19 protein-coding genes are annotated in these 22588 nt (G+C 58.6%); 13 read left to right on the top strand and 6 right to left on the bottom strand.

From position 1 onward, the window contains the following. Nucleotides 1–155: 155 nt before the first annotated feature. Nucleotides 156–2552: an ATP-binding protein gene (locus ACUNV4_RS07790; RefSeq protein WP_430877945.1), complete on the top strand. Its 2397-nt coding sequence runs from the start codon at nucleotides 156–158 to the stop codon at nucleotides 2550–2552. Between the two features lie 47 nt (nucleotides 2553–2599). On the opposite strand, the gene ACUNV4_RS07785 is transcribed toward ACUNV4_RS07790, so the two are convergent. Both ACUNV4_RS07785 and ACUNV4_RS07780 read right to left on the bottom strand, forming a co-directional pair. Then, nucleotides 2600–3835 (bottom strand): CaiB/BaiF CoA transferase family protein, encoded by a 1236-nt coding sequence (locus tag ACUNV4_RS07785; protein ID WP_430877944.1) that lies wholly within the window; start codon nucleotides 3833–3835, stop codon nucleotides 2600–2602. 43 nt (nucleotides 3836–3878) lie between these two features. Next, nucleotides 3879–4883 (bottom strand): hydroxymethylglutaryl-CoA lyase, encoded by a 1005-nt coding sequence (locus ACUNV4_RS07780; RefSeq protein ID WP_430877943.1) that lies wholly within the window; start codon nucleotides 4881–4883, stop codon nucleotides 3879–3881. 259 nt (nucleotides 4884–5142) lie between these two features. On the opposite strand from ACUNV4_RS07780, the gene ACUNV4_RS07775 reads away from it, so the two are divergent. Together ACUNV4_RS07775 and ACUNV4_RS07770 are read left to right on the top strand one after the other, a co-directional pair. Further along, nucleotides 5143–7029, top strand: a complete 1887-nt coding sequence (locus tag ACUNV4_RS07775) for an ATP-binding protein (protein ID WP_430877942.1) — start codon at nucleotides 5143–5145, stop codon at nucleotides 7027–7029. 49 nt (nucleotides 7030–7078) lie between these two features. Then, the gene (locus ACUNV4_RS07770) at nucleotides 7079–8770 is read left to right on the top strand and encodes a LacI family DNA-binding transcriptional regulator (protein WP_430877941.1); all 1692 of its coding nucleotides are present in this window, start codon (nucleotides 7079–7081) and stop codon (nucleotides 8768–8770) included. 30 nt (nucleotides 8771–8800) lie between these two features. Here ACUNV4_RS07770 and ACUNV4_RS07765 read toward each other — a convergent pair whose 3' ends face one another. Beyond that, entirely contained in the window at nucleotides 8801–9955 is a 1155-nt protein-coding gene (locus ACUNV4_RS07765) for a methyltransferase (protein ID WP_430877940.1), read from the bottom strand. A 119-nt stretch (nucleotides 9956–10074) separates the two neighbouring features. Here ACUNV4_RS07765 and ACUNV4_RS07760 point away from each other — a divergent pair, with 119 nt between their 5' ends. The 7 genes from ACUNV4_RS07760 to ACUNV4_RS07730 all read left to right on the top strand — a co-directional run bounded on the left by ACUNV4_RS07760 (nucleotide 10075) and on the right by ACUNV4_RS07730 (nucleotide 16452). Further along, nucleotides 10075–10299: a hypothetical protein gene (locus ACUNV4_RS07760; RefSeq protein ID WP_430877939.1), complete on the top strand. Its 225-nt coding sequence runs from the start codon at nucleotides 10075–10077 to the stop codon at nucleotides 10297–10299. Continuing rightward, nucleotides 10296–10985, top strand: coding sequence for a GntR family transcriptional regulator (locus ACUNV4_RS07755; protein ID WP_430877938.1), 690 nt, complete (start codon nucleotides 10296–10298; stop codon nucleotides 10983–10985). Before ACUNV4_RS07760 ends, ACUNV4_RS07755 begins: the two co-directional genes overlap by 4 nt. A 294-nt stretch (nucleotides 10986–11279) precedes the next feature. Then, the gene (locus tag ACUNV4_RS07750; RefSeq protein WP_430877937.1) at nucleotides 11280–12467 is read left to right on the top strand and encodes an ABC transporter substrate-binding protein; all 1188 of its coding nucleotides are present in this window, start codon (nucleotides 11280–11282) and stop codon (nucleotides 12465–12467) included. Nucleotides 12468–12651: 184 nt separating this feature from the next. After that, on the top strand, nucleotides 12652–13428 hold the full coding sequence (locus ACUNV4_RS07745; protein ID WP_430877936.1) for an ABC transporter ATP-binding protein: 777 nt from the start codon (nucleotides 12652–12654) through the stop codon (nucleotides 13426–13428). Further along, nucleotides 13425–14129 (top strand): ABC transporter ATP-binding protein, encoded by a 705-nt coding sequence (locus tag ACUNV4_RS07740; RefSeq protein ID WP_430877935.1) that lies wholly within the window; start codon nucleotides 13425–13427, stop codon nucleotides 14127–14129. The genes ACUNV4_RS07745 and ACUNV4_RS07740 overlap by 4 nt, the downstream gene beginning before the upstream one ends. Nucleotides 14130–14131: 2 nt before the next feature. After that, nucleotides 14132–15142: a branched-chain amino acid ABC transporter permease gene (locus ACUNV4_RS07735; RefSeq protein WP_430877934.1), complete on the top strand. Its 1011-nt coding sequence runs from the start codon at nucleotides 14132–14134 to the stop codon at nucleotides 15140–15142. Beyond that, nucleotides 15139–16452, top strand: coding sequence for a branched-chain amino acid ABC transporter permease (locus ACUNV4_RS07730; RefSeq protein ID WP_430877933.1), 1314 nt, complete (start codon nucleotides 15139–15141; stop codon nucleotides 16450–16452). Before ACUNV4_RS07735 ends, ACUNV4_RS07730 begins: the two co-directional genes overlap by 4 nt. Before the next feature lie 63 nt (nucleotides 16453–16515). On the opposite strand, the gene ACUNV4_RS07725 is transcribed toward ACUNV4_RS07730, so the two are convergent. Both ACUNV4_RS07725 and ACUNV4_RS07720 read right to left on the bottom strand, forming a co-directional pair. Then, nucleotides 16516–17049, bottom strand: a complete 534-nt coding sequence (locus ACUNV4_RS07725; RefSeq protein WP_430877932.1) for a glycine cleavage system protein R — start codon at nucleotides 17047–17049, stop codon at nucleotides 16516–16518. 39 nt (nucleotides 17050–17088) lie between these two features. After that, nucleotides 17089–19113 (bottom strand): alpha-amylase family protein, encoded by a 2025-nt coding sequence (locus ACUNV4_RS07720; RefSeq protein WP_430877931.1) that lies wholly within the window; start codon nucleotides 19111–19113, stop codon nucleotides 17089–17091. Between the two features lie 362 nt (nucleotides 19114–19475). Between ACUNV4_RS07720 and ACUNV4_RS07715 the strand changes: the two genes are divergently transcribed. Further along, nucleotides 19476–20525 (top strand): GGDEF domain-containing protein, encoded by a 1050-nt coding sequence (locus ACUNV4_RS07715; RefSeq protein WP_430877930.1) that lies wholly within the window; start codon nucleotides 19476–19478, stop codon nucleotides 20523–20525. 69 nt (nucleotides 20526–20594) lie between these two features. Here ACUNV4_RS07715 and trhO read toward each other — a convergent pair whose 3' ends face one another. Then, on the bottom strand, nucleotides 20595–21410 hold the full coding sequence (trhO, locus tag ACUNV4_RS07710) for an oxygen-dependent tRNA uridine(34) hydroxylase TrhO (RefSeq protein WP_430877929.1): 816 nt from the start codon (nucleotides 21408–21410) through the stop codon (nucleotides 20595–20597). Nucleotides 21411–21423: 13 nt separating this feature from the next. Between trhO and ACUNV4_RS07705 the strand changes: the two genes are divergently transcribed. Both ACUNV4_RS07705 and ACUNV4_RS07700 read left to right on the top strand, forming a co-directional pair. Beyond that, nucleotides 21424–21585 carry a hypothetical protein gene (locus tag ACUNV4_RS07705; RefSeq protein WP_430877928.1) on the top strand — a complete coding sequence of 54 codons (162 nt, stop codon included), beginning with the start codon at nucleotides 21424–21426 and terminating at the stop codon, nucleotides 21583–21585. After that, nucleotides 21582–22574 carry an MDR family oxidoreductase gene (locus tag ACUNV4_RS07700; RefSeq protein WP_430877927.1) on the top strand — a complete coding sequence of 331 codons (993 nt, stop codon included), beginning with the start codon at nucleotides 21582–21584 and terminating at the stop codon, nucleotides 22572–22574. Before ACUNV4_RS07705 ends, ACUNV4_RS07700 begins: the two co-directional genes overlap by 4 nt. Nucleotides 22575–22588 lie beyond the last annotated feature (14 nt).

Below are 22588 nucleotides of genomic sequence, written 5' to 3'. Positions count from 1 at the left end.
TCGAGCGAGGGGCAACCACCCGGTTCGAATCAGCCCCGTGCAATCTGTGCTCTTGCTTCTGCAAGCTGCAGTTGGTGATGAGCAAGGCGCTCACCCAATTCACGAACGATTGCTATAGTTAGCCTTGATCATTCCATTCTCGAGGATATAGCAGCATGCCCATGGAGACACCTGCAGGTCACTTCTACCTCGGTTCCAGCGAGGCAGATGACCAGCCTCTGTTTCTCGAAGCCTCCGACCTGACTACCCATGGTGTCATCGTGGGCATGACAGGCTCGGGCAAGACTGGCCTGGGGATCGTATTGCTCGAGGAGGCCCTGCAAGGCGGTACTCCTGCGCTGATCATCGATCCCAAGGGAGATATGGGGAATCTGATGCTGGGATTCCCGAATCTGCTACCCACGGACTTCATACCCTGGATCAGCGCATCAGAGGCCGGGGACGATGTTGCCACCGCCGCCGTTGAAAAGGCCGAACTGTGGAAATCGGGGCTGCAAAAGGCGGGTCTGGAGCCTGAACGCATTCGCGCCCTGCATGACAAGGCCGAGTTCTCCATCTATACACCGGGCTCCACGGCCGGTATTCCGCTGAACGTCATCGGCTCGCTCAATGCGCCGGATGAAGGCACGGACACGGAAACCCTGCAGGACGAGATCGATGGTTTCGTGTCCTCACTGCTGGGCCTGGTCGGTATCAGCAGCGACCCCTTGAGCAGTCGCGAGCATATCCTGCTTGCCAACATCATCCACTGGAACTGGTCGCGGCAACAGGACCTGGATCTGGGCATGCTGATCGGGCTCGTGCAGCAGCCCCCCATGCGCAAGCTCGGGGTGATCGATCTGGACACATTCTTTCCCCCGGGAGATCGCGTCAAGCTTGCCATGAGACTCAATGGACTCGCGGCCTCCCCTGCCTTTGCCAGTTGGAGCGAAGGCCCGGAACTGGACATCCAACGCCTGTTGTATACCGATTCCGGAAAGCCTCGAGCGGCCATCGTCTGTCTGTCGCACCTGTCCGAGGAAGAACGCCAGTTCGTGGTGACGCTGTTGTTGTCGAAAATGGTGACCTGGATGCGCGCGCAACCCGGCACCAGCGATCTGCGTGCCCTGATCTACATGGATGAAGTATTCGGTTATGTGCCCCCTGTCGGCGCCCCGCCGTCCAAGAAGCCGATTCTGACCATACTCAAACAGGCTCGCGCCTTTGGGGTTGGCCTTGTGTTATCCACGCAGAACCCGGTGGATATCGACTACAAGGCCATATCCAATGCCGGCACCTGGATGATCGGCCGTCTGCAAACCGATCGAGACAAGCAGAGACTGCTGGATGGCATGACTGCATCCGATGGCACGGTGGATACACGGGTGATCGGAGACATCATCTCGCAACTCGACAAACGCGAATTCGTCCTGCATTCAACCCGGATCAGCCGCCCTCGGACATTCAGTACGCGCTGGGCCATGTCCTACCTTGCCGGCCCTCTGACCCGAGCACAGATCAGCCAGCTGACCAGTGATACGCAGCGCAAGGCCATGATGAATCAGGCCGAACCCGGGAACAATGACAGCGAGACAGCCCCGGACGTTGCAGTACTGGCCGACAACGAAAGCGCCATTGCACCACGCATTGCAGACACGGTCCAGGTACGTTACCTCGACCCCTCAGTCCCCTATGCCGACACCATCGGTGCCAGCGCCACCGGCAAACGCCTGCAGGCGGGCATCGCCGTCAGAGTACAGATGCTGTTCGACGACACGCGTTCGAAATTGCGGCATGAAACGCAATGGGAAGCGGTCTTTACCCCTCTGGAAGGCAGGATCAATTGTGACGAGGCGCTCCTCGTGGATTATGACGATCGGGACCTGCGACGCGACGCTCCGGAGCAGGCCATCTATGTGTTGCCGGATGCGAAGATCCAGAACAAGACCTACTTTCGCTCGGTGCAAAGTGCCATCAAGGATCATCTGTACCGCAATGAGGAAATCGAACTGTTCCACAACGCCGAACTGCGCGAATTTTCGCGTGTCGGTGAGAGTCGCGAAGCTTTCGAGAGTCGTTGTCGCAGCATCGCCGACGACAGGACGGACGAGGATGCCAATCGACTGCGGGAAGTCCTGGCGCGCAAGATCGACCGAGTCAACGACGCCATCCAGAAATCGGAAGACAAACTGCGGGAGCTGCAGTTCGATGCAGCCAGTCGCAAACAGGATCAGCGCAGCACCCAGATTCTCGATATTGCAGGTGGTCTGCTCGGCGGCCTGCTTGGTGGGCGCCGCAGCACCCGCTCCATCATTACCGGCGGGCTGCGACGCAGTCAGAGCAAGGGCCGCATGGTGGCCAAGGCCGAGGAGCGCCTGAAGACTGCGGAAAACCGCTACAACGAATTGCTGGAAGATCGCGATGAACTCGAAGAGACCCTGCATGAGGATCTTTACGAAATTCAGAGCGAATGGGCCGACAAGGCGGCATTGATCGATGCATTTCCCGTCGGCCTGGAAAAGGCAGACATCAGTATCGAGGATGTCGTTCTGGTGTGGATTCCGAGAGACTGAGCATCGCAGTCTCGACCAGCGCGTTCACGACTGCCGGGACTGGCCACTCATCCCGCTTCGTGGCAGTCGACAACGCAACCGGTCTTGATCAGCGCCGCTATGGCGGCGTCATCCATACCAGACTCGCGCAGTATCTGCACACTGTGCTGTCCCGGCATGGGAGGCTGCAAATACAAGCCCGGACGTTGCCGTTCGTCACCGAATTCCAGTGGCAAGGCAGGTAACAGAACCTGCTCGGCCACAGACTCGCGAGCACTGGCCAGCGCAACGTCTAGCAGTCCACCCGGTGCCAACAGCTGTTCGTTGCTGATCAGCTCTTCGGGCTTGCCCACCGGTGCCCAGGAAACCTCTGCAGCCTGACACCCGGCTACCAGTTCCTTGTGGGAGTAGGCTGCGAGGTGATCGACCAGAATTGGCAGCAACCACTCCCTGGCGCGGGTACGCTGCGGATTGGTGGCCAAACGCTCATCGCGGCTCAACTCCTCCAGACAGAACCGGTCGCAGAAACGCCGCCACTGCGCATCGCTGGTTACCCCGATGAAAAGCGGTTCTCCCTCTCGCGCATGAAAGACATCGTACACACCCCATGCGCCCTTGCGCGCGGTCATCGGTGGCACCTCATCACCTGTGGCAGCACCACCGGCGATATGTGATGCCATCATGAAAGCGGCCGATTCGAACAATGAACTGCCGACTCGCTGCCCTCGACCCGTTCTCTCCCGCTCACGCAGTGCCGCCAGTACGCCTGTGACTCCGAATACGGCACCGAGGATATCCACGATGGAAGCACCGGCACGCAAGGGTTGCCCGGGCGGACCTGTCATGTAGGCAAGGCCACTCTGGAACTGGACAACTTCATCAAGCGCCGGTCGCTGCTGCCAGGGCCCCTGCAGAAACCCTTTCAGGGACAGATGGACAAGGGTCGGGTTGAGAGCAGCAAGTTGCTCCCAACCACAACCGAGCCGCTCCATGGTGCCTGGGCCATAATTGTCCAGAACGATATCCGCCTTGCCAACCAGAGCATGAACGGCTGCCTGACCTTCCGGATTTTTCAGATCCACCGCCAGGCTGCGCTTGTTGCGGTTGAAGGTGGCAAAGAATCCGGAGGCAAAGCCGGGCAGCTGCCGCGTGCGATCGCCGTCCGGTACCGGTTCTATCTTGATGACATCCGCCCCGAGGTCTGCAAACAGCAAACCGGCACAGGGCCCCATGATCGTGTGGCTGAATTCCAGGACACGCAAACCTGCCAGTGGTGCCGTGCTCTGTCCGGTATCGGAATTCATCGTGGCATTCCCCCGCTATTGTATTGTTGCATGCGTGCATGATTCATGCGCTGGTGCCTCGAATTGCAGCGTTGCGGAAGCGCGCCAGGCTACCTCCACGCAAGACAGCGCCGGGCAAGCCATGGCCGATGAGTTCTTCGGCCAGGTGACCCGCGTCAATCAGGGCTTCCAGATCCACCCCGGTTTCGACACCGCACTCATGGGCCAGCAATACCAGTTCCTCGCTTGCAATATTGCCCGGCGGCATGCCCTGCCGCGCTGACGCACTCGCCGAGGCCCCGGACACCGCAAAGGGGCAGCCCCCCAGACCTCCCACGGTACTGTCGAAACGGTTCACGCCACAACACAGACCGGCGTAGGCATTGGCGATTCCCAGGCCACGGGTGTCATGCAGGTGCAGCCGAATGGCGGGATCCGGCCAACGGGATCGCACCTCACAGACCACTCGCTGTATCTGCAAAGGGTTGGCCCAGCCCATGGTGTCTGCCAGGGCAATTTCACTGATGTGTTCGCCACAGTCAACGGCAATCTGCATCCCGTCATCGACAGCCTTCAGAGCGTCATCGACTGTCAGGTCACCGGCAAAGTTGCAACCGAAAGCTGCCATGACGCTGATCTTGCTCACACGAATACCGGCGCGGCGATGAGCCGCACACTGCTGGTGCATGGCGGCCCTGTTTTCGGCCAGACTGCGTCGCAGATTGCTCTGACAGAAGGGCTCGGAAGCCACGGTGTGGATGGTGCCGATCAAGGACAACGTGTCGCGGTGCGCTATCGCCCTGTCGATTCCCTGTGCGTTGAACCATAGCGCGGTATAGCGAACGCCTGCCTCCGGGGACAAGGCCCTGACAACCTCATCGGCATCAGCCCAACCGGGCACGCGCCGCGGTGAAACAAACGAGCACACCTGAATCGTCGAGACGCCGGTCTTCGCCAGAGCCTGTATGAACCGCACCTTGTTGCCCGTACTGATCGGTCGTGGCTCTATCTGGAAACCTTCTCGTGGACCTTCCTCGGTTATCCGGATACTGGCAGGCAAATCGCTCATGACAATCCATGGCCCCTTGGTTGTGTGATCGGACAGGTTTCATTCCAGGCGGAATCAGGCAGTATAATGCCCATCGACGGACCCTGCTGCCGCGCAGGATGGGCGACTACTGCTAGAATTTCGAGAGAATGGATACCGGCTGCAGCCAACACCTGTTGAAAGACAGTATAGAGAGACTCTTTCCGACCCGGCAAGCCGGGCATCGCTCAAGACGGCTGCCATTGCAGTCGTATTCGGACAATTCACGCAAGAGAGGCAGATGGTAGACCCGGTCGACTTCACACTCAGCGTATTCGGAAAAGCCTGTTGTGAACCCGGAAATCTGAACAGCAATCTGACGCCCTCCTTCGTCGGCATCATCCTCTGGGGCGGCCTGTGCCTGCATGAAGCGTTGTCGCAACGCAAAGGCAATCTGCTGCGAAGGCAATTTCTGTTGCCGGGCAGTTTTTTCGTCTGCCTGCTGGTCGAAGTGCTGTTGTTCTCGACCAACGCCTATCTGATGGACAATACCGAGCCGACCTCCCGCTTCCAGGTCTACTGGCCGCTGCTCGAATTCATGCTGCTGACGATGTCGCGCCTGCTATTGGCAGCCGCGTTTCTCGATGTATTGTTCGATGTCTCACGTCCCTCTCGACGTTTTCTGTGGCAAGCGGGCACCGCACTGTTGCTGGTCTTCCTGATCATTGCCCTGAACTGGATCGCGCGACACGCCCCCGAGCCACAATTGCAGTTTGCAGATACCGCCGGGAGTGTGTGGCTCAAGGCCAGTGCCGTGATTCTGATCAGTGTGGCCACCTTGAGTATCAGTGCTTCCAACAATCGCAATCGCTGGCCGGTGCTCACCGGTTTCATCCTGCTATGGATCGATAGCGTCCTGACTCTCTTCGCTCCCGACGTCCTGGCATTCGACAGGAACCAGGGTTCTCCGGTTCACGGAAATCTGTCCAATCTGAGTATCATCGTCCTGGGCTATGCCTGCATGAAGCTCAGACATGCCAGTGAAAGAAAGCTGGAAAAAGGCATACAGACTTCAGAGCGACTCGAAGCACTGGGCCAGCTCTCCTCCGGCATCGCTCATGACTTCAACAATCATCTGCAAGTCATCCTCGGCTATGTCGAACTGGCAGGTACCCAGTCATCCGATCCGCATGCGCTGAGGCAATCCCTGAAACGCGTCGAGGAAGCGGCTGAAGCCGCCGGCGACCTGGTCAACCAGCTGCTGACCTTCAGCCGTGGACAGAAAACCGAGTACACGGTCCTGGATCTGAATGAAGTCATCATGTCGCTAAGCCCCATGCTGTCCAGATTGCTCGGCCCCGACACCACGCTCAGGCACGATCTGGATCTGAAGATTGCCCCCATCCGGGCTGACAAGAGGATGGTCGAGCAGGTCCTGTTCAACCTGGTCATCAACGCCCGTGATGCCATGGCCGATGGCGGCATCATCACCATCAGCAGCCATGCCCTGATCCGACAGGGAAAATCCAGACGTGGCGAAGCAGGCGACAGCTGCACTCGCATGACAGTGGCGGATACCGGTTGTGGCATGGACAAGGCCACCCTGCGCCGTGCCTTCGAACCCTTCTATACCACCAAACCGGTTGGCGAAGGTACCGGACTGGGACTGACAACGGTCTACGGCATCGTGAAGAAACATGCCGCACATATCCATATCGACAGCAGTCCCGGTGAGTGTACTCATGTACACATCGATTTTCCGGTGACGACTGAACTACTGGTGGCAGAGCCCTCGCAGTCCTTCCCCGTCATGAAAGGCAATGGAGAAACCATCCTGTTGACCGAGGACGAAGTGGCCTTGAGAGATCTTGCGCGCACCTTTTTGACAGCCTCCGGCTATCATGTCCTGATTGCCAATGACGGTCAGCACGCCATCAATATCGCGAGCACCTATCACGGAAAGATCGATCTATGCCTGTTCGACGTGATCATGCCACGGCTGAATGGTTATGAAACCTACGACCGCATCAGTGCGCTCGATAACGACATTCCCGCGCTGTTCGTTACCGGCAGTACCAGCCGTGCAGAGAAGTTGCGACAGCAATACCCACATTTGCAAAAGCCTTACACCGGCGACACACTGCTCAAGTCCGTACGAGCCACACTGAATCAGACTGCCACGGTTTGAGAGGAGTCAACCGATAAACGAGCCAACCGACAAGCGGCCCCTCATTGCCATGCTTGGTGATCAGCATGCCGGCTTTCAGCAGCCCATCGTCGCCTGCCTCAACCGTCACCTGGCGAAGGCGGGCTTCGATCTCATCTATGTCTGTGGGGGATCCCTCAAGCCTGCTGCCGACTGGGACGAGAACGAGAAAATCACACGCAACGCCATCTACCCCCTGGTTCGCAACTTCCCGGTGGCTGGCTTCGTGATTCTGACGGCCTCCATAGGCGAGCATGCCAATGCCAGGGCGTTGGCACACTTCGTTCGTCAATTCTCACATCGGCCGGTCGTCTGCTATGGCTCTTCCGTTCCTCGAATTGCCAGCGTGCAGATCGACTACTACACCATGATGGGCCGCCTGATGGAATACATGACGGCCGATCCGCGGCGCAAGCGTTTCGTCTTTCTGCGCGGTGCGCCGGAAAACCCGCGTTCCCTCACACAGGAACGTGCTTTTCGTGATGCGCTGACCCATCGTCAGTTACCGGTTGTGGAAGAGCTGTTTGTGAATGGCAACTTCCAGGCGACTGACGCCTACAAGGCCATGAAGAGACTGCTGCAACACACTTGCGAATTCGACGCGGTAATCGCAGCCAGCGATGACATGGCTCAGGCGGCCATACACGCTCTCGCCAGCCATGGGTTGCGGGTGCCGGAAGATGTCATCGTGTCGGGTTTCCACAACACGCTGGCAGCGAGTTCCTCGCTGACTCCCATCACCACGGTTCATTGTACGGAAGACAGCATGTCCGCTCTGGTCACAGCCAGTCTGCGTTCCCAGATCGTGTCCGGCGAATACATCAGCGACAACAGCAGGGTACTGCACCCGCCGGCCAGACTCATCATACGCGCCTCTACCGAATCACCCGAGGATTCCGAGCCGGTGATTGCCGCATCCCATGCCTTTGACGCAGTGAAATTTCGCGCCGCCCTGCTGCACAGCATGAGCAGCCTCAGACATCCTGCCGAGCTTCTCGCAGAGGACATCATTGACGACATCGTCTCGATGCTGGTCAACGGAACCCCCTTTACCGGCTCGCGACTGGCCCTCGCCTTGAAGGCGATGCAGCTGCAGCCCTCCGACACCTACTGGTGGCGCCACATGCACAGACAGATCACCGCCAATCTGGAGAGGCATGGCAGCGAAGGACAATCATCGGACGCACTATCCAGAGCTGCCGTGATCCTCGGCAAGATCCACGAAACCATCTGGAATGTGGAGTGTTCAGCATCGGTCAGGAAGGAACGCCACAAGGACATCTCGCAACGGTTCAAGGCCAGCCTGACCCGCGTTTCCTGCCAGCGTGGACTGGTTGCCGCACTGGACGAACTCAGTGAACATTGCAACTCCGAAGGCGCCTTTCTGTGCCTCTACGAAAACGTCGGTGAGCAGCCCGACGAATTCGCCAGAGTGATCTTCCAGCGCAAGCGTGGAACCCGCAGCGAAACGCAGAGCGACAGATTTCGCAGCGCCGATCTGCTACCCGGGGATTTCCTGCATTCCGGGTTCACCGGACCACTGTTGCTGGAACCACTGTGCATCGGCAACACCCACCTCGGCTTTCTCGTACTCGATCTGTCCGGTGACGAGTTCTGCGACCAGGCCCTTGTCACCGAATTGTCGGACTATCTGTGCTGCGCAATCTGGCGTTTGCAGCACGAGGGGCGGTCAACTCCGTCGCCGCTACCCGACATGCCATGATCATCGGCTGGAGCCGATGCGCCCGACGCATCAGCGCTTGAGCGACTTCAGTATCGCGAACTTGTCATTCGAGGCAACGACCCGACAATTGCCGAACAGCTGCCTGAGCGTTCTCGAATACCCCAGGTGCCGGTTGGCAACCACGCGCAGTTCCCCACCCTGGCGCAGACAACGCTTGCTGCCTTCGAACATGGATCTGGCCAATTGATCGCCAAGTACATGCTGCTGATGGAACGGTGGATTGCAGAGCACCAGATCCACCGATCCGGAAGCGCGTTTCTCCAGACCATCGGCAACCTGAAAATCGGCCTGCACTGCTCGACCGGCAAAGTATCGTTCGTGGTTGTCGCGGGCCGATGCAACCGCCGAATAGGATTCATCGATGAACTGCACCCGAGCATCGGGCATGATCTGCTGCAGGGCGATCCCCAGCACCCCGTTGCCACATCCCAGATCAACGACCTGGACGGACTTGGGTAGATCGGCATAATGAGACAGAAGAAAGCGAGCGCCGTGATCCAGATGTGATCGTGAAAACACATTGGCGTGATTCAGCAGCGTCATGCCGGTTTCCGTATCGGTGAATTCACTCGGATAGGGCGAGCGCCGTTCAGGCAGATTCCTGTCGATGTCCACGAACAGCAGACGTGCCTTCTTCACAGCCAACGAGGTCGTCACCTTGCCCAGGTACTGCTCCATGCAGACAAATGCCGATTTCTGCAGGTGCTTGACCATGGCGGCTGCCACAACGACCGTATCGGCATCGAGACAGGGCCGCAGACGTGCCAGCTGGTCTTCGAGCAGCGCATTGGTCTTGGGCACCCGAATCAGGACGAGATCGATCGGCCCATCCGGAGTCTGCGTGGATGCCAGTTTTCTCAATGGCGATGCGATGCCATTGCGCCGCAGATTCTCTTCTGCCGCCCGGTGCGCCAGACAGGAATCCGACCAGCTGACGGGAGACAGGGAATGCAGACTCGTGGCCAGCGCACCGTGAGCGTCATTGAGCAGCAGCACATTGGCATATCCTGCCGGTCGTTGCGCCAGCAGTTCCGAGACATGCGTCAGCAGCAGGCTATCGGCAGCATCCCAGGCCTGCAGCGACGCATCAGTCGTGATCGGCCAGCGTTGCAGCTGCCAGTCGCCCATCGCATTCTTCATGCAGAATCCGTCTGAGGCTGTCATCAGGAATACCTCTTCTGACCACCGAAGCACTGCCGAATGCCAGTGCTTCTGCACGGTTCGACAAGGCTGCACTGGCGAGCCGTGCATCGTGCGAACATGTCTGATTCGGGGGGCATGCCATGCTCTCGGGTGTGTCTGCCAGGTTCGGTGAGTCGGCGCTGCGGCGCTGGCAGGCAGGATACCAGTTCAATGAAACCATCGGCACGCCTGGCACCGCTACCCTGCCGATTCCACGGAGCCGGAAATACTGGTATGGTAGCATTCAGGTCAATCACTGGCCGTTCCTGCCCGATGTCCTGCAAGGCGGCCTTTTCTCGAATTTTCCCTATCGGGGGTATGAATGAACACCTCTGACACTGACCTCAAGCAGGTACGTCGGACCACGGCAGACGAACTGTTCGATCAGCTTCGCATCGATATCGAAAAACTGCGATTGCGGCCAGGCACCAAACTGTCGGAAGCCAATGTGGCCCAGCAATACAGCGTGTCGCGCCAGCCGGTTCGCGAGGCGCTGATTCGCCTGGACAACCTGGAGCTGGTACAGATCCGTCCACAGAAGGCAACCATTGTCCGGCGCATGTCGAAGTCGACCATTCGACAGGCCAGGTTCGTGCGCCTGTCCGTCGAACTCGAAGTTGCCCGACGTGCCTGCGCGCGCTACGACGGCGCTCTGGATGAGGCATTTCAGGAAAATCTGGACCGGCAATCTGCCTGCCTGGATTCCGGTGTGTTCAAGGATTTCAACCGCCTCGACCGGGAGTTTCATGCGCTGCTGTGCGAGGCTGCCGATTGCATGGATGCCATCGAGATCATCGATCAGTGCAAGGCCAAGGTCGACCGACTTTGCATGCTGTCCCTGACGGATCCCGGCTCGGCCCGTTCGGTACTGGACGATCATCACCAGATACTGAGCAATCTGCTGAAACGGGATACCGAGCAGTTGTGCAGACAGACAGAAAAACATCTGCAGCGACTGGACGCCACCATCGACTATGTGCAGCAGAATCACGAGGACTACTTCGACGCCTGATACCGCTGGTTCGACAAGCCGTGAACTGTCTCGCGTAATTCACATTTTCTGCACCGATCCGCTTTGTGAATTACCGTTTGCATTGCGTCAAATTGTTCACGGAGTGGACCCGTTTGCCGGATGCACGGGTATACTTGCCCCACCCTGGAAAAGCTTTCATGACTGACAAGACCAGACCATCATGGTTTGATCCCGATCAGGACCAGTGAATGAAAACCGGGACCCAATGGCAAAGTCCCGTTGACGCTCACGGGATACCCGCCGTCGAAACACTCAATGATGGAGTACCAGAAAATGAACAGACTGATCATCAGTGCAGCCGTAGCTGCAAGTCTTGCCGGTACCGCCGGTGCTGCCTCGGCAGATGAGATCAAGATCGGGGTCTTTCTCGGACTGACAGGTCCACTCGAATCACTGGTTGCCAATATGGCACCCGGCGCTGAAACGGCAATCGCCGAAGTCAGTGCTTCCGGAAAACTGCTCGAGGGCACGACCGTACAAGCCGTACGTGCCGATACCACCTGTATCGATGCGGCGGCCGCCAGCGCCGCCATTGAACGACTCATCACGGTCGAGAAAGTGTCCGGTGTCGTCGGTGGCGATTGCTCGGGTGTGACAACGGCCGCACTGACCAATGTGGCTGTGCCCAATGGCATGGTCATGATCTCGCCTTCAGCCACCTCTCCAGCGCTGTCAACCGTCGAGGACAACGGCCTGTTCTTCCGTACAGCTCCGTCTGATGCCCGTCAGGGCGTGGTGATGAGTGACATCATCATGGATCGTGGTTTCAAGGAAGTGGCACTGACCTACACCAACAACGACTACGGCAAGGGACTGGCTGATTCCTTCCAGGCAGCCTTCGAGGAAGCAGGTGGTACGGTCACCATCAACGCGTCACACGAAGATGGCAAGGCAGACTATTCCGCCGAGGTGGGTGCACTGGCAGCAGCTGGCGGCGAGATCCTGGTGGTGGCCGGTTACATCGATCAGGGTGGCAAGGGCATGATCCAGAGCTCTCTGGATACCGGAGCCTTCGACACCTTCGTACTGCCGGACGGTATGGTCGGTACAGCACTGCCCGAAGCCATCGGTCCGGATCTCAATGGCTCCTTCGGTCAGGCGCCAGGCACCGACAGTGAAGGCGCTGGCATGTTCAATGAACTGGCCGAGGGTTTCGATTCCACCTCACCCTTTGCCGCTGAAAGCTACGATGCCGCCGCATTGATCCTGCTGGCCATGCAGGCCGCCGGCTCGACCGATCCGCAACAATACAAGGACACAGTCATGGATGTTGCCAATGCACCGGGTGAAAAGATCTTCCCGGGCGAGCTGGGCAAGGGTCTGGAAATCCTGGCGGGCGGTGGTGAGATCGACTATGTCGGTGCCTCCAATGTCGAGCTCATCGGCGCCGGAGAGAGTGCCGGCAATTACCGTGAAGTCGAGATCAAGGACCAGCAACTGACTACCGTCGGTTACCGCTAGAGGCCGACCCGCCATCCCTTGTGAGGTGCTGCGGGTATGCCGCTGCCTCACGCGGCAAGGACTCCACCGGATGGCATGGCGATGCAGGGTGGCCAGTTTTCTGGCCGCCCTTTTTTGTAGTCTGTTTCCGGCGCCACTCGACTGATTCCATCGTCGGACGCCGCCGCCCCACGAACGCGAAACCATGATCAAGGTAGATAGTCTGACCAAGAGGTTCGGCGGTTTCACAGCCGTCAACAACGCATCCCTGACGATTGGCAAGGGTTCCATCACCGGCCTCATCGGCCCCAATGGTGCTGGCAAGACTACCCTGTTCAATGTCATTGCCGGTGTCCACAAACCGAGCTCCGGCACCGTCTGGCTCGACGGGGAAGACATCACCGGACTTCCGCCGCATGAGCTGTTCCACAAGGGCATGTTGCGCACGTTCCAGATCGCCCACGAGTTCTCCACACTGAGCGTTCGCGAGAACCTGATGATGGTGCCGGCCAGCCAGCCGGGGGAGTCATTGCGCGATGTCTGGTTTCACGGCAGCAAGGTGCGGGAGCAGGAACAGCGGGTCCGGGAAAAGGCCGATGAGGTCATCGATTTTCTGGAAATTTCGCACGTGGCCAACGAGCTGGCGGGCAATCTGTCAGGGGGGCAGAAGAAACTGCTGGAGCTGGGCAGAACCATGATGGTCGATGCCAAGGTTGTCTTTCTCGACGAAGTCGGGGCCGGTGTCAATCGCACGCTGCTCAATACCATCGGTGATGCCATCATCCGCCTCAACCAGGAGCGAGGTTACACATTCTGCGTGATCGAGCACGACATGGACTTCATCGACAAGCTCTGCGATCCGGTAATCGTGATGGCGGAGGGAACCGTACTGGCCGAGGGCACCCTGGCCGAAATAAAAGCCAATGAACACGTCATCGAGGCCTACCTCGGTACCGGTCTGAAGAACAAGGTGGGCTCATGAGTTTTCTGCTTGCACAAGGCATGACAGGTGGCTATGGCAGCGTGGACATCCTCCATGATTGCACCATCGCTGTCGAAGCCGGCGAAATCGCCGTCATTGTCGGCCCCAATGGCGCCGGCAAGTCCACCGCGATGAAGGCAGTATTCGGCATGCTGAACATCCATTCCGGCAGTGTCGTGCTGGACGGCGAGGACATCACCGCGCTCAGCCCGCAGGATCGTGTGGCCAAGGGCATGGCCTTCGTACCGCAGACCAGCAATGTCTTTCCCTCCATGTCGGTGGAACAGAACCTGGAAATGGGGGCCTTTCTGCGCCGCGATGACATCAGCAAGACCATGGAAGAGGTGTACGAACTCTTTCCGATCCTGCGCGAAAAGCGCCGCCAGAATGCCGGGGAGCTCTCCGGTGGTCAGCGACAGCAGGTCGCAGTCGGCCGGGCACTGATGACGCAACCCAAACTGCTCATGCTCGATGAGCCGACAGCCGGCGTGTCGCCCATCGTCATGGATGAGCTGTTCGACCTCATCATCGATATCGCCCGTACCGGTCTGCCGATACTCATGGTCGAACAGAATGCCCGACAAGCCCTCAACATTGCGGACAAGGGCTATGTCCTGGTGCAGGGACGCAACCGATTCACGGACACGGGACAGGCGCTGATGAACGACCCCGAAGTACGCAAGAGTTTTCTCGGAGGCTGATCATGGAACTACTCAACGCTTTCGCCCTGCTCTCCAACTATGTCCTGGTCCCCGCCCTTGCCTACGGCAGCCAGCTCGCGCTGGGCGCACTGGGGGTCACACTGGTATTCGGCATCCTGCGCTTCTCCAACTTTGCTCACGGCGATACCATGGCCTTCGGCACCATGGTGACCATCCTGTTCACCTGGTGGTTCCAGTCCATGGGCATTCACCTGGGGCCGCTCCCCACGGCCTTGCTGGCCATGCCCTTCGGCATCATTTTCTGTGCATTCTACGTTCTGGCAACCGATCGCCTGGTATACCGTTTCTACCGCAGCAAGCGTTCCGATCCCGTCATCTACCTGATCGCCTCCGTGGGCGTCATGTTCGTCACCAACGGGATCGTTCGCTTCATCATCGGCCCTGATGACCAGAACTTTGCCGACGGTGAACGCTTCATCATCAAGGCAGGTGAATTCAAGAAACTCACCGGCTTGTCCGAAGGGGTCTCCATCAAGTTGACGCAGGGAATCACCGTCATCACGATGATCGTCGTCGTCGCCCTGCTCTTCTGGTTCCTCAACAAGACGCGCTCTGGCAAATCGATGCGCGCCTACTCCGACAACGAGGATCTGGCATTGCTCTCCGGCATCAACCCGGATCGTGTCGTGGCCATCACCTGGATTCTGGCAGCCGCCCTGGCCACCATCGCCGGCACACTGTACGGTCTGGACAAGTCGTTCAAGCCATTCACCTACTTCCAGTTGCTGCTCCCGATATTCGCCTCGGCCATCGTCGGTGGATTGGGCAATCCACTGGGTGCCATTGCCGGTGGCTTTGTGATTGCCTTCTCCGAAATCATGGTCACCTATGCCTACAAGCGAGTCATTGCCTATCTTGTTCCCGGCGACTGGGTGCCTGATGGGTTGGTCCAGTTGTTGTCCACCGACTACAAGTTCGCGGTCAGTTTCGTGATTCTCCTGCTTGTATTACTGGTCAGGCCCAACGGAATCTTCAGGGGGACAGGAGTATGAGCTCGATGCGCAACATCGTCTATTTTCTGATCATCGGCGCACTGATCGTCCTGGTCGGACAGTTCCAGAGCTGGAACCTGGCTCTGTCCATTCTCAACCTGTGCATCATCTCCGCCATCATGGCACTGGGTGTCAATATCCAGTGGGGTTATGCCGGCCTGTTCAATGTCGGCATCATGGGCTTTGCCGCTCTCGGCGGACTGGCTGCCATGCTGATCTCCATGCCACCGGTTCGCGAAGCCTGGTCGGTCGGCGGACTGGGCGTGACAGGCGGTGTGCTGGCCATGATCCTGACCGTGGTCTGTGCCGTGTTCTCTTACCGGAAGATGCAAGGCCGGCGTTTCCGCATGTTCATCGTCATACTGATCAGCGTCGCAGGCTATTTTCTCGTGCGAAGATTCTTCGACCCCGCCAGTGATGTCATCGAGAAGGTCAATCCCGCAGCCTCCGGTTACCTGGGAGGCCTGGGATTGCCGATCCTGCTTGCGTGGCCGGTTGGTGGCATTCTGGCAGGGGCCGCCGCCTGGGTTGTCGGCAAGATCACCCTGGGCCTGCGAGCCGATTACCTGGCCATCGCTACCCTGGGCATCTCGGAAATCATCGTCGCCATGCTCAAGAACGAGGACTGGATGACCCGCGGCGTCAAGAACGTGGTCGGTCTGCCACGTCCGGTTCCCTATGAAATCAATCTCCAGCAAAGCGAGTGGTTCATCCAGTTGTCGGCTCGCCTGGAAACCGACCCGGTGACTTTCTCCAGCATCTTTGTCAAGCTGTGCTATGCGGGGCTGTTCGGTATCGTGCTGCTATTGGTGCTGTACCTGTCCGAGAAGGCGCTGCGTTCCCCCTGGGGCCGGATGATGCGTGCCATCCGTGACAACGAGATATCCGCAGAAGCCATGGGCAAGGATGTCAAGGCCAGACACCTCCAGGTCTTCGTGCTCGGCTCGGTGGTCGTGGGAATTGCCGGTGCCATGCTGACCACGCTGGACGGACAGCTGACGCCTTCCAGTTACCAGCCGCTGCGCTTTACCTTCCTGATCTGGGTCATGGTCATTGTCGGAGGCTCGGGCAACAACTGGGGGGCGATACTCGGTGGCTTCGTCATCTGGTTCTTCTGGATCGAGTCCGAACCCATGGGTATCTGGCTGATGAATACCCTGACCTCCCAAATGGACAGCGGCAGCGCCCTGCGAGCGCATCTGATCGACTCGGCCCAGCATATGCGCCTCATGACCATGGGCCTGATACTGCTGTTGACCTTGCGATTCAGTCCGCGAGGTCTGATTCCCGAAAAGAACGCTCAGCACTGACCCCCGGCACGTCAGGGGTGACAGCAACCTGAATTGGCCGGGCAGCAACGCCCGGCCGGTCACTCAGCCATCTTCGGGTTCTATCAGGTGGATATCCACCATCAGACTGTCCGACAGGGTTTGCATCCGCTCATGCAACTGTTCGGTGGTGAGGCCCTCGGGCAGACTCAGCAAGGCGTTCGCATGAAACAGCACGCCGCCAGCCATGGACGCGTCCTCCAGCCATGAATCGAACGCCTGTACGCTGACACCCGCTTCGGACAGGACACGGCTGATATCGCGCACGATTCCCGGGTGATCCTGACCCAGCAGTTCGAGTTCGAGTTCGCGACCCGCAGGGGGTACCGCGCCATCCTCGACAGCCTTGAGCGAGACCTGCAGGGCTGACGAATCCAGTGCCTGCAAGGCAGCCAGCAAGGCTTCCTGGCGAGACTCGATCACCTCGACGCGCAGGATACCGGCAAACTGCCCACCCAGGTTCGCCATGCGACTCTCGAGCCAGTTGCCATCGTGGCTGGCAACCACCTCGGACAAGGCACTGACCATGCCGGGCTTGTCCGGACCCGATAGCGTGATGAGAATGGCGGAAGTATTCATCGTGTTCAATTTATCGTGGATGCTTGTGGTGAAGGCAATTCAGGTTACCCAGAGTCTGGCGTAGGGCGATAGTTCGATGACATCATTGTAGACGTTGATCTCGCGCGCACTGAGCTTGTCATACAGCTCGACAATACCGCTCTCGTACAGAGGCTGTACGTTGAGATACTGCGTGCTTTCGGTAAAGTTGTAGACGCAGGCCAGAGTTCCCAATGGGTGTCTGTTGGCAATGGCGAACACATGCGGGTGTCCGGTATCCACGATATCCGTGTCATAGCGCGCATTGAGCTGCGAGGTCTTGCGTCGGACCCTGATGATATGACTCAGCCCGGTGTACAAACGGCCTTCGATCGTGTTCAGGTCGTGCCGCCTGTCCGCCCTGTCCCAATCCATGGCAGGTCGATGCATCCAGCGACTATCCCCGGCATGTTCGGCAATATCCACATAGCGATAATCATTGAGCAGCCCCAGCTCGTCGCCCATGTAGATCAGTGGCAAGCCACCAAAACCGCAGATCAGTGCATGCCCGAGCAGTATGCGTTCGATGGCCAGATCCACCAGTTCGGGATTGCCCCATTCAATGGCTTGCTCGAGCCCGGACAGGCTGGCAAGCGTTCCGTTGATGCGCCGATCACCATTTGCCTTGTTGAACTGGAATACCCCACCTCGGGCAAAACTGCCCTCGAATTCCCCGGAGTAGAAGCTGGACAGGAAATGCCGATGTGCCGCGCCGTTGAGTCCCACCGACTCGGCATCGTCGTCGGCGATGGCCCAGCCGATATCGTCATGACAACGCAAATATGTCCCCCAGGCAATCGAATTGGGAGTTCTCGGAAATTCGCTCAGGGCACGCGTCATGAGGCGTGTATCACGACTGGCCAGAGAGCTCCAGAACTGCACCATCAGCGAGTTGTGATAGGCGAAGTTGGATACCTTGCCATGATGACGCCCCACCCCGAAATAGCGGATCAGATCATCGGGAGCCACGATGGCTTCCGCCTTGTGAGCAACTGCTGGCGTGGTAATGCGCGAGCAGGTACGCAATGCCTGCATCAGATCGAACACCTCTTCCTGATTCTGGGAATCGGTACCCATGCGCTTCCACATGAAGGCTACCGCATCCAGTCGGAACACCTCCACCCCCTGATTCGCAAGGTCGAACATCACTTCCACGATCTCCAGAAATACCTCGGGATTCGACCAGTTCAGGTCCCACTGGAAATGATTGAAGGTTGTCCAGACCCACTTTCCGCTGTTCTCGTCCAGCGTGAAGTTGCCGGGCGCAAACTCCGGGAAGACCTCTGGCAGTGTGCGTTCGAAAGCGTCCGGCAGACTGCGATCGTCATACATGTAGAAATAGTCCTGGTAACGGGCATCGCCACCTTGCGCTGCCAGCGCCCAGGGGTGCTCCTGCGCGCAATGATTGAGCACCAGATCGATGCATACCGACATGCCACGCGCCCTGAGATCGGCACACAGGGATTCCAGATCCTCGTTGGTCCCCAGCGAGGCATCCACCGATCGGTAGTCCGTCACCGCATAGCCTCCGTCATTCTCGCCGTCGCGTGATTGCATGACCTTCATCAGGTGCACATAACTGGTGCCCATCTCCTCCAGGTAGTCCAGATGATCGCGTACCTTGCTCAGCTTTCCGGCAAACTGCTCGACATAGAACACATAGCCGAGCATGCTTTCATGCTGAAACCAGTCCGGCTCCAGATCGCGCTCCACATCGAGAACCTTGAGCTCATCGGGCCTCTGCACATAATGCCGCGCCATCAGCAGCACCAGACGTTCCATGAAGTCATCGAAATCGGCTCTCTGCCCATAAACCGGCAGCAGCCCTTCGTAGAGATTCTGGAACCAGCGTGCCAGACGCAGGCGAAACAATTGCTGATCGCGAACCTCCAGTGTCGACAGAGCTGACTCGACACCGGAATTTGCCTTCTGCAGACAAGCCAGAGCGGCTGCGCTGAGCAGATGAGCATGCCGATGCCGGAAGGCCGACACCTTGACCGACTCTTCGGCCGCCTGCTCGCTGGTAGAGAAATCCTGTTGTATCAAGCCTGACCGCTCCCGGGGTTGCGAAAGAACAAACACGTATAACCATTCTTCAGGAATGGTGCTACCCGACTGGCTGTCCACTCTTCAAGCCAATCGCCACTTCCAATGATCGACAGCGCAGAGGCCCCCGCTCGTGTAACCTAACCATACAGACAAGTCAGTGTTCTCTCACGGCCACTGACAAAAGGTTAACCTGTAGACACGTAAACAGGCTCTGCTACAGGGGCAACATTACCAGTCATCAAGGCACAGCTTCAAGTAACGTCTACTGGGCCGGTTTTACTGTTTTACTTACCAGAAGGACACGCTTCCCGGGATCAGGGTCGGTGTCGGAAGAACCAGCATCGCAGGGAGAAGCCAGGGTGAGTTCCACACTATCGGTCAGGAATGAAGACGACCCTGTTACGGATTTCAGGTCGAAGGCCACATTGGGTGTTGCTGCGGCAGCCATACTCTTCATGCTGCCGGTCGGCGTCTACGACCTGATACGCGGCGAGACGGCCATCGGTATCGGATCCATGGCCGTGGTGTTCATACTGCTGGCCAATGCCTGGATGGCCATGCGTGGCATCTGTCATCAATTCCTGACCCTGTATGGCCTGTTTCCGGCTGGCATGATGTTCATGACCAACATTTTCCGCATGGATGGCATCATTGCCAGTTTCTGGTGCTATCCGATCGTGCTGGCCGCCTATTGCATGCTGTCGGAACGTCGTGCCTGGATGGCCAATCTCACCATCCTGATCTTTGCCATGCCCATGGTGTGGATGACGCTGGACAACGACTATGCACTGCGAGTCACTGCCAGTCTTGGCGCCGTCAGCCTGTTTGCAGCCATCATGGTGAACGTGATTGACGGTCAACGTCAGCAGCTGCAACGACAACTGGTGCTGGACCCTCTGACAGGCCTGCTCAATCGCCTGACCTACAACGACTGCATGGAGCAGGCGGTCAGACTGCATGACCGCTATCGTCAGCCCGTCAGTCTGCTGGCCATCGACATCGACAATTTCAAGCTTCTCAACGATACCCGAGGCCATGCGGCAGGCGACCAAGTACTGAGCATGGTCGGCCATTTGCTGCGAGACATGCTGCGAGACGAGGATGCCATTTTCCGCATGGGTGGAGAGGAATTCACGGTGGTGCTCAAAGGTGCCAATCAATGCGCGGCGACCGAGACTGCAGAGCGCTTGCGCCAGGCGGTGGCTGCCGCCGACTTCACGGGTATGTGCCGTATCACGATCAGCATCGGTGTCGCCGAACTGGAATCGGAGGAAAGCTGGGAGAGCTGGGCGAAACGCAGTGATGACAGCCTGTACGAAGCGAAGCGCCGAGGGCGCAACCGGGTTGTCCTCAACGAGCAACGAAAGTCCGGCGAACGCGGCGAAGCCATGCTGGCCGGCATGTCCTGAGGTAACGAGCGGCAGGACGGATCAAGACAGGAGACGCTCCTCTCGGGCTCTGAGCCGGGCCGCTGCGTGTCAGTGGCGGCCCAGCTGACAACGACACTCGGTACCAGCGGGGACAGCCAGCTGACAGTGATCGCACAAACCCGCACCGGTAGGCTGCAGCTCCGGAGTCAGTTCGACACGGTCATCGAAGACGAAACAATCGCCTTCCCAGTGACGCGAACCACAGCTCTGCAGGTAGTTGAGCAGACCTCCTTCAATCTGATAAACCTCGCGAAACCCTTTCTCCAGTAACCACGGTGCAGCCTTTTCGCAGCGTATTCCGCCGGTGCAATAGGTCACCATCGGTTTGTCCCTGTCCAGCCGGCCTTCTGCCAGGGCCTTGTCGACCGCCACCTTGAAGTTGCGGAAGTGCTTGATATTCAAGTGTGTGGACGCCGGAAAGGTCCCCGATACGATCTCGTAATCGTTGCGCGTATCCAGCAAGGTCATGTCTCTGGACTCATCCAGCCACTGGCACAGCGTTTCCGGTGCCAGCGAAGGCGCAGGCGGACGCCGTGCCTGCAGCTTCTCGGAATCCTGCCCGTCGAAGGCGATGATCTCGGTGCGCCTGCGTATGCGCAGGCGACGATACGGCACATCCGCCGAATAGCTTTCCTTGAGCCACAGATCGGCAAACCGGGGGTCCTGATCGAACCATTGGCGGGCGGCCGTGACCTGTTCGCGTGTACCTGCAATCGACACATTGATGCCTTCCGAAGCGAGCATGACCGACCCCTGCAGGCCGACCTCGCTGAAAGCCTGTTTCATGGCGGACTGTATGGCCGGCAGGTCATCCAGATGCACAAAGCGGTAACCGGAAAGATTGACGATGGGCGCGTCGGACATCACTGAACTACCCGTGAAGAGAAAAGACAATGGGCCGCATTTTAACAGCCGCATCCCCCCGCAAGGGCGTTTCGCGGCCGGACGAACCGATTTCGCCTGCCAGATGGTCGACAATATAGGGACAGTCGGGCAGGATTCCTGTCTGGGTCAACAACTGGAATACGGAAAATCATGAGTTTCAAGGCATTGCTCGTAGAGCGAGACGACGAAGGCAAGACCTCGGCCAGCGTGCGGCAGTTGGAAGAAAGCCAGTTGCCCGATGGTGAGGTCCTCGTGGCCGTGGAATACTCGACGGTCAACTACAAGGACGGTTTGTGCGTCGGACCCGGAGGTGGCCTGGTCAGAAACTACCCACATGTACCCGGCATCGACTTTGCCGGCACGGTAGAAAGCTCCAGCGACCCGCGTTACAAGACAGGCGACAAGGTAGTCCTGACCGGCTGGCGCGTGGGTGAGGCCTGGTGGGGAGGCTATTCCCAGAAAGCGTCCGTCAAGGCCGACTGGCTGGTTCCACTGCCAGACGGATTGTCCACCTATCAGGCCATGGCCGTGGGTACAGCCGGCATTACCGCCATGCTGGCCGTCATGGCGCTGGAGAAACATGGTCTGACGCCGGGTCAGGGCCAGGTACTGGTCACCGGAGCTGCCGGTGGTGTGGGTTCAGTGGCAACGGCCATTCTGAGCAACCTGGGCCATGAGGTGGCAGCGGTGACCGGACGACCGGAGACCGCCGAGTATCTGAAGGAACTGGGTGCCACGACCATCGTGCCTCGAGAAGATCTTGAAGAGACGGTCAAGAAGCCACTGGAAGCCGAAACCTGGGCTGGCTGTGTAGACGCCGTGGGAGGCGCCATGCTGGCCCGCGTACTCGGTCAGCTGAAATACGGTGCCAGTGCCGCCTCCATCGGTCTGGCCGGTGGTGCAAAACTGCCGGCGACCGTCATTCCGTTTCTGCTTCGCGGGGTGAACCTGCTGGGCATCGATTCCGTCATGCAGCCCTATGACAACCGCCTGGCCGCCTGGAAGAAGCTCTCCGAATCACTGCCGATGGAGAAGCTCGAAGGCATGATCCAGACTGCCACCCTGGCCGACCTGCCCGAATTGGGAGCACAGATTCTCAAGGGTCAGATCAAGGGCCGTGTGGTCGTGGATGTGAACGCCTGAGCCGGCTCAGGCGC

The sequence above is a fragment of the Granulosicoccus sp. 3-233 genome (genome assembly GCF_052681095.1).
This window is presented reverse-complemented; position numbering and strand designations above follow the sequence as displayed.

Excerpts from the sequence above, each read along its gene's own strand:
- ACUNV4_RS07790 (WP_430877945.1), top strand. The coding sequence starts at position 156 with ATGCCCATGGAGACACCTGCAGGTCACTTCTACCTCGGTTCCAGCGAG.
- ACUNV4_RS07785 (WP_430877944.1), bottom strand. The coding sequence starts at position 3,835 with ATGAATTCCGATACCGGACAGAGCACGGCACCACTGGCAGGTTTGCGT.
- ACUNV4_RS07780 (WP_430877943.1), bottom strand. The coding sequence starts at position 4,883 with ATGAGCGATTTGCCTGCCAGTATCCGGATAACCGAGGAAGGTCCACGA.
- ACUNV4_RS07775 (WP_430877942.1), top strand. The coding sequence starts at position 5,143 with ATGGTAGACCCGGTCGACTTCACACTCAGCGTATTCGGAAAAGCCTGT.
- ACUNV4_RS07770 (WP_430877941.1), top strand. The coding sequence starts at position 7,079 with ATGCTTGGTGATCAGCATGCCGGCTTTCAGCAGCCCATCGTCGCCTGC.
- ACUNV4_RS07765 (WP_430877940.1), bottom strand. The coding sequence starts at position 9,955 with ATGACAGCCTCAGACGGATTCTGCATGAAGAATGCGATGGGCGACTGG.
- ACUNV4_RS07760 (WP_430877939.1), top strand. The coding sequence starts at position 10,075 with ATGCTCTCGGGTGTGTCTGCCAGGTTCGGTGAGTCGGCGCTGCGGCGC.
- ACUNV4_RS07755 (WP_430877938.1), top strand. The coding sequence starts at position 10,296 with ATGAACACCTCTGACACTGACCTCAAGCAGGTACGTCGGACCACGGCA.
- ACUNV4_RS07750 (WP_430877937.1), top strand. The coding sequence starts at position 11,280 with ATGAACAGACTGATCATCAGTGCAGCCGTAGCTGCAAGTCTTGCCGGT.
- ACUNV4_RS07745 (WP_430877936.1), top strand. The coding sequence starts at position 12,652 with ATGATCAAGGTAGATAGTCTGACCAAGAGGTTCGGCGGTTTCACAGCC.
- ACUNV4_RS07740 (WP_430877935.1), top strand. The coding sequence starts at position 13,425 with ATGAGTTTTCTGCTTGCACAAGGCATGACAGGTGGCTATGGCAGCGTG.
- ACUNV4_RS07735 (WP_430877934.1), top strand. The coding sequence starts at position 14,132 with ATGGAACTACTCAACGCTTTCGCCCTGCTCTCCAACTATGTCCTGGTC.
- ACUNV4_RS07730 (WP_430877933.1), top strand. The coding sequence starts at position 15,139 with ATGAGCTCGATGCGCAACATCGTCTATTTTCTGATCATCGGCGCACTG.
- ACUNV4_RS07725 (WP_430877932.1), bottom strand. The coding sequence starts at position 17,049 with ATGAATACTTCCGCCATTCTCATCACGCTATCGGGTCCGGACAAGCCC.
- trhO (WP_430877929.1), bottom strand. The coding sequence starts at position 21,410 with ATGTCCGACGCGCCCATCGTCAATCTTTCCGGTTACCGCTTTGTGCAT.
- ACUNV4_RS07700 (WP_430877927.1), top strand. The coding sequence starts at position 21,582 with ATGAGTTTCAAGGCATTGCTCGTAGAGCGAGACGACGAAGGCAAGACC.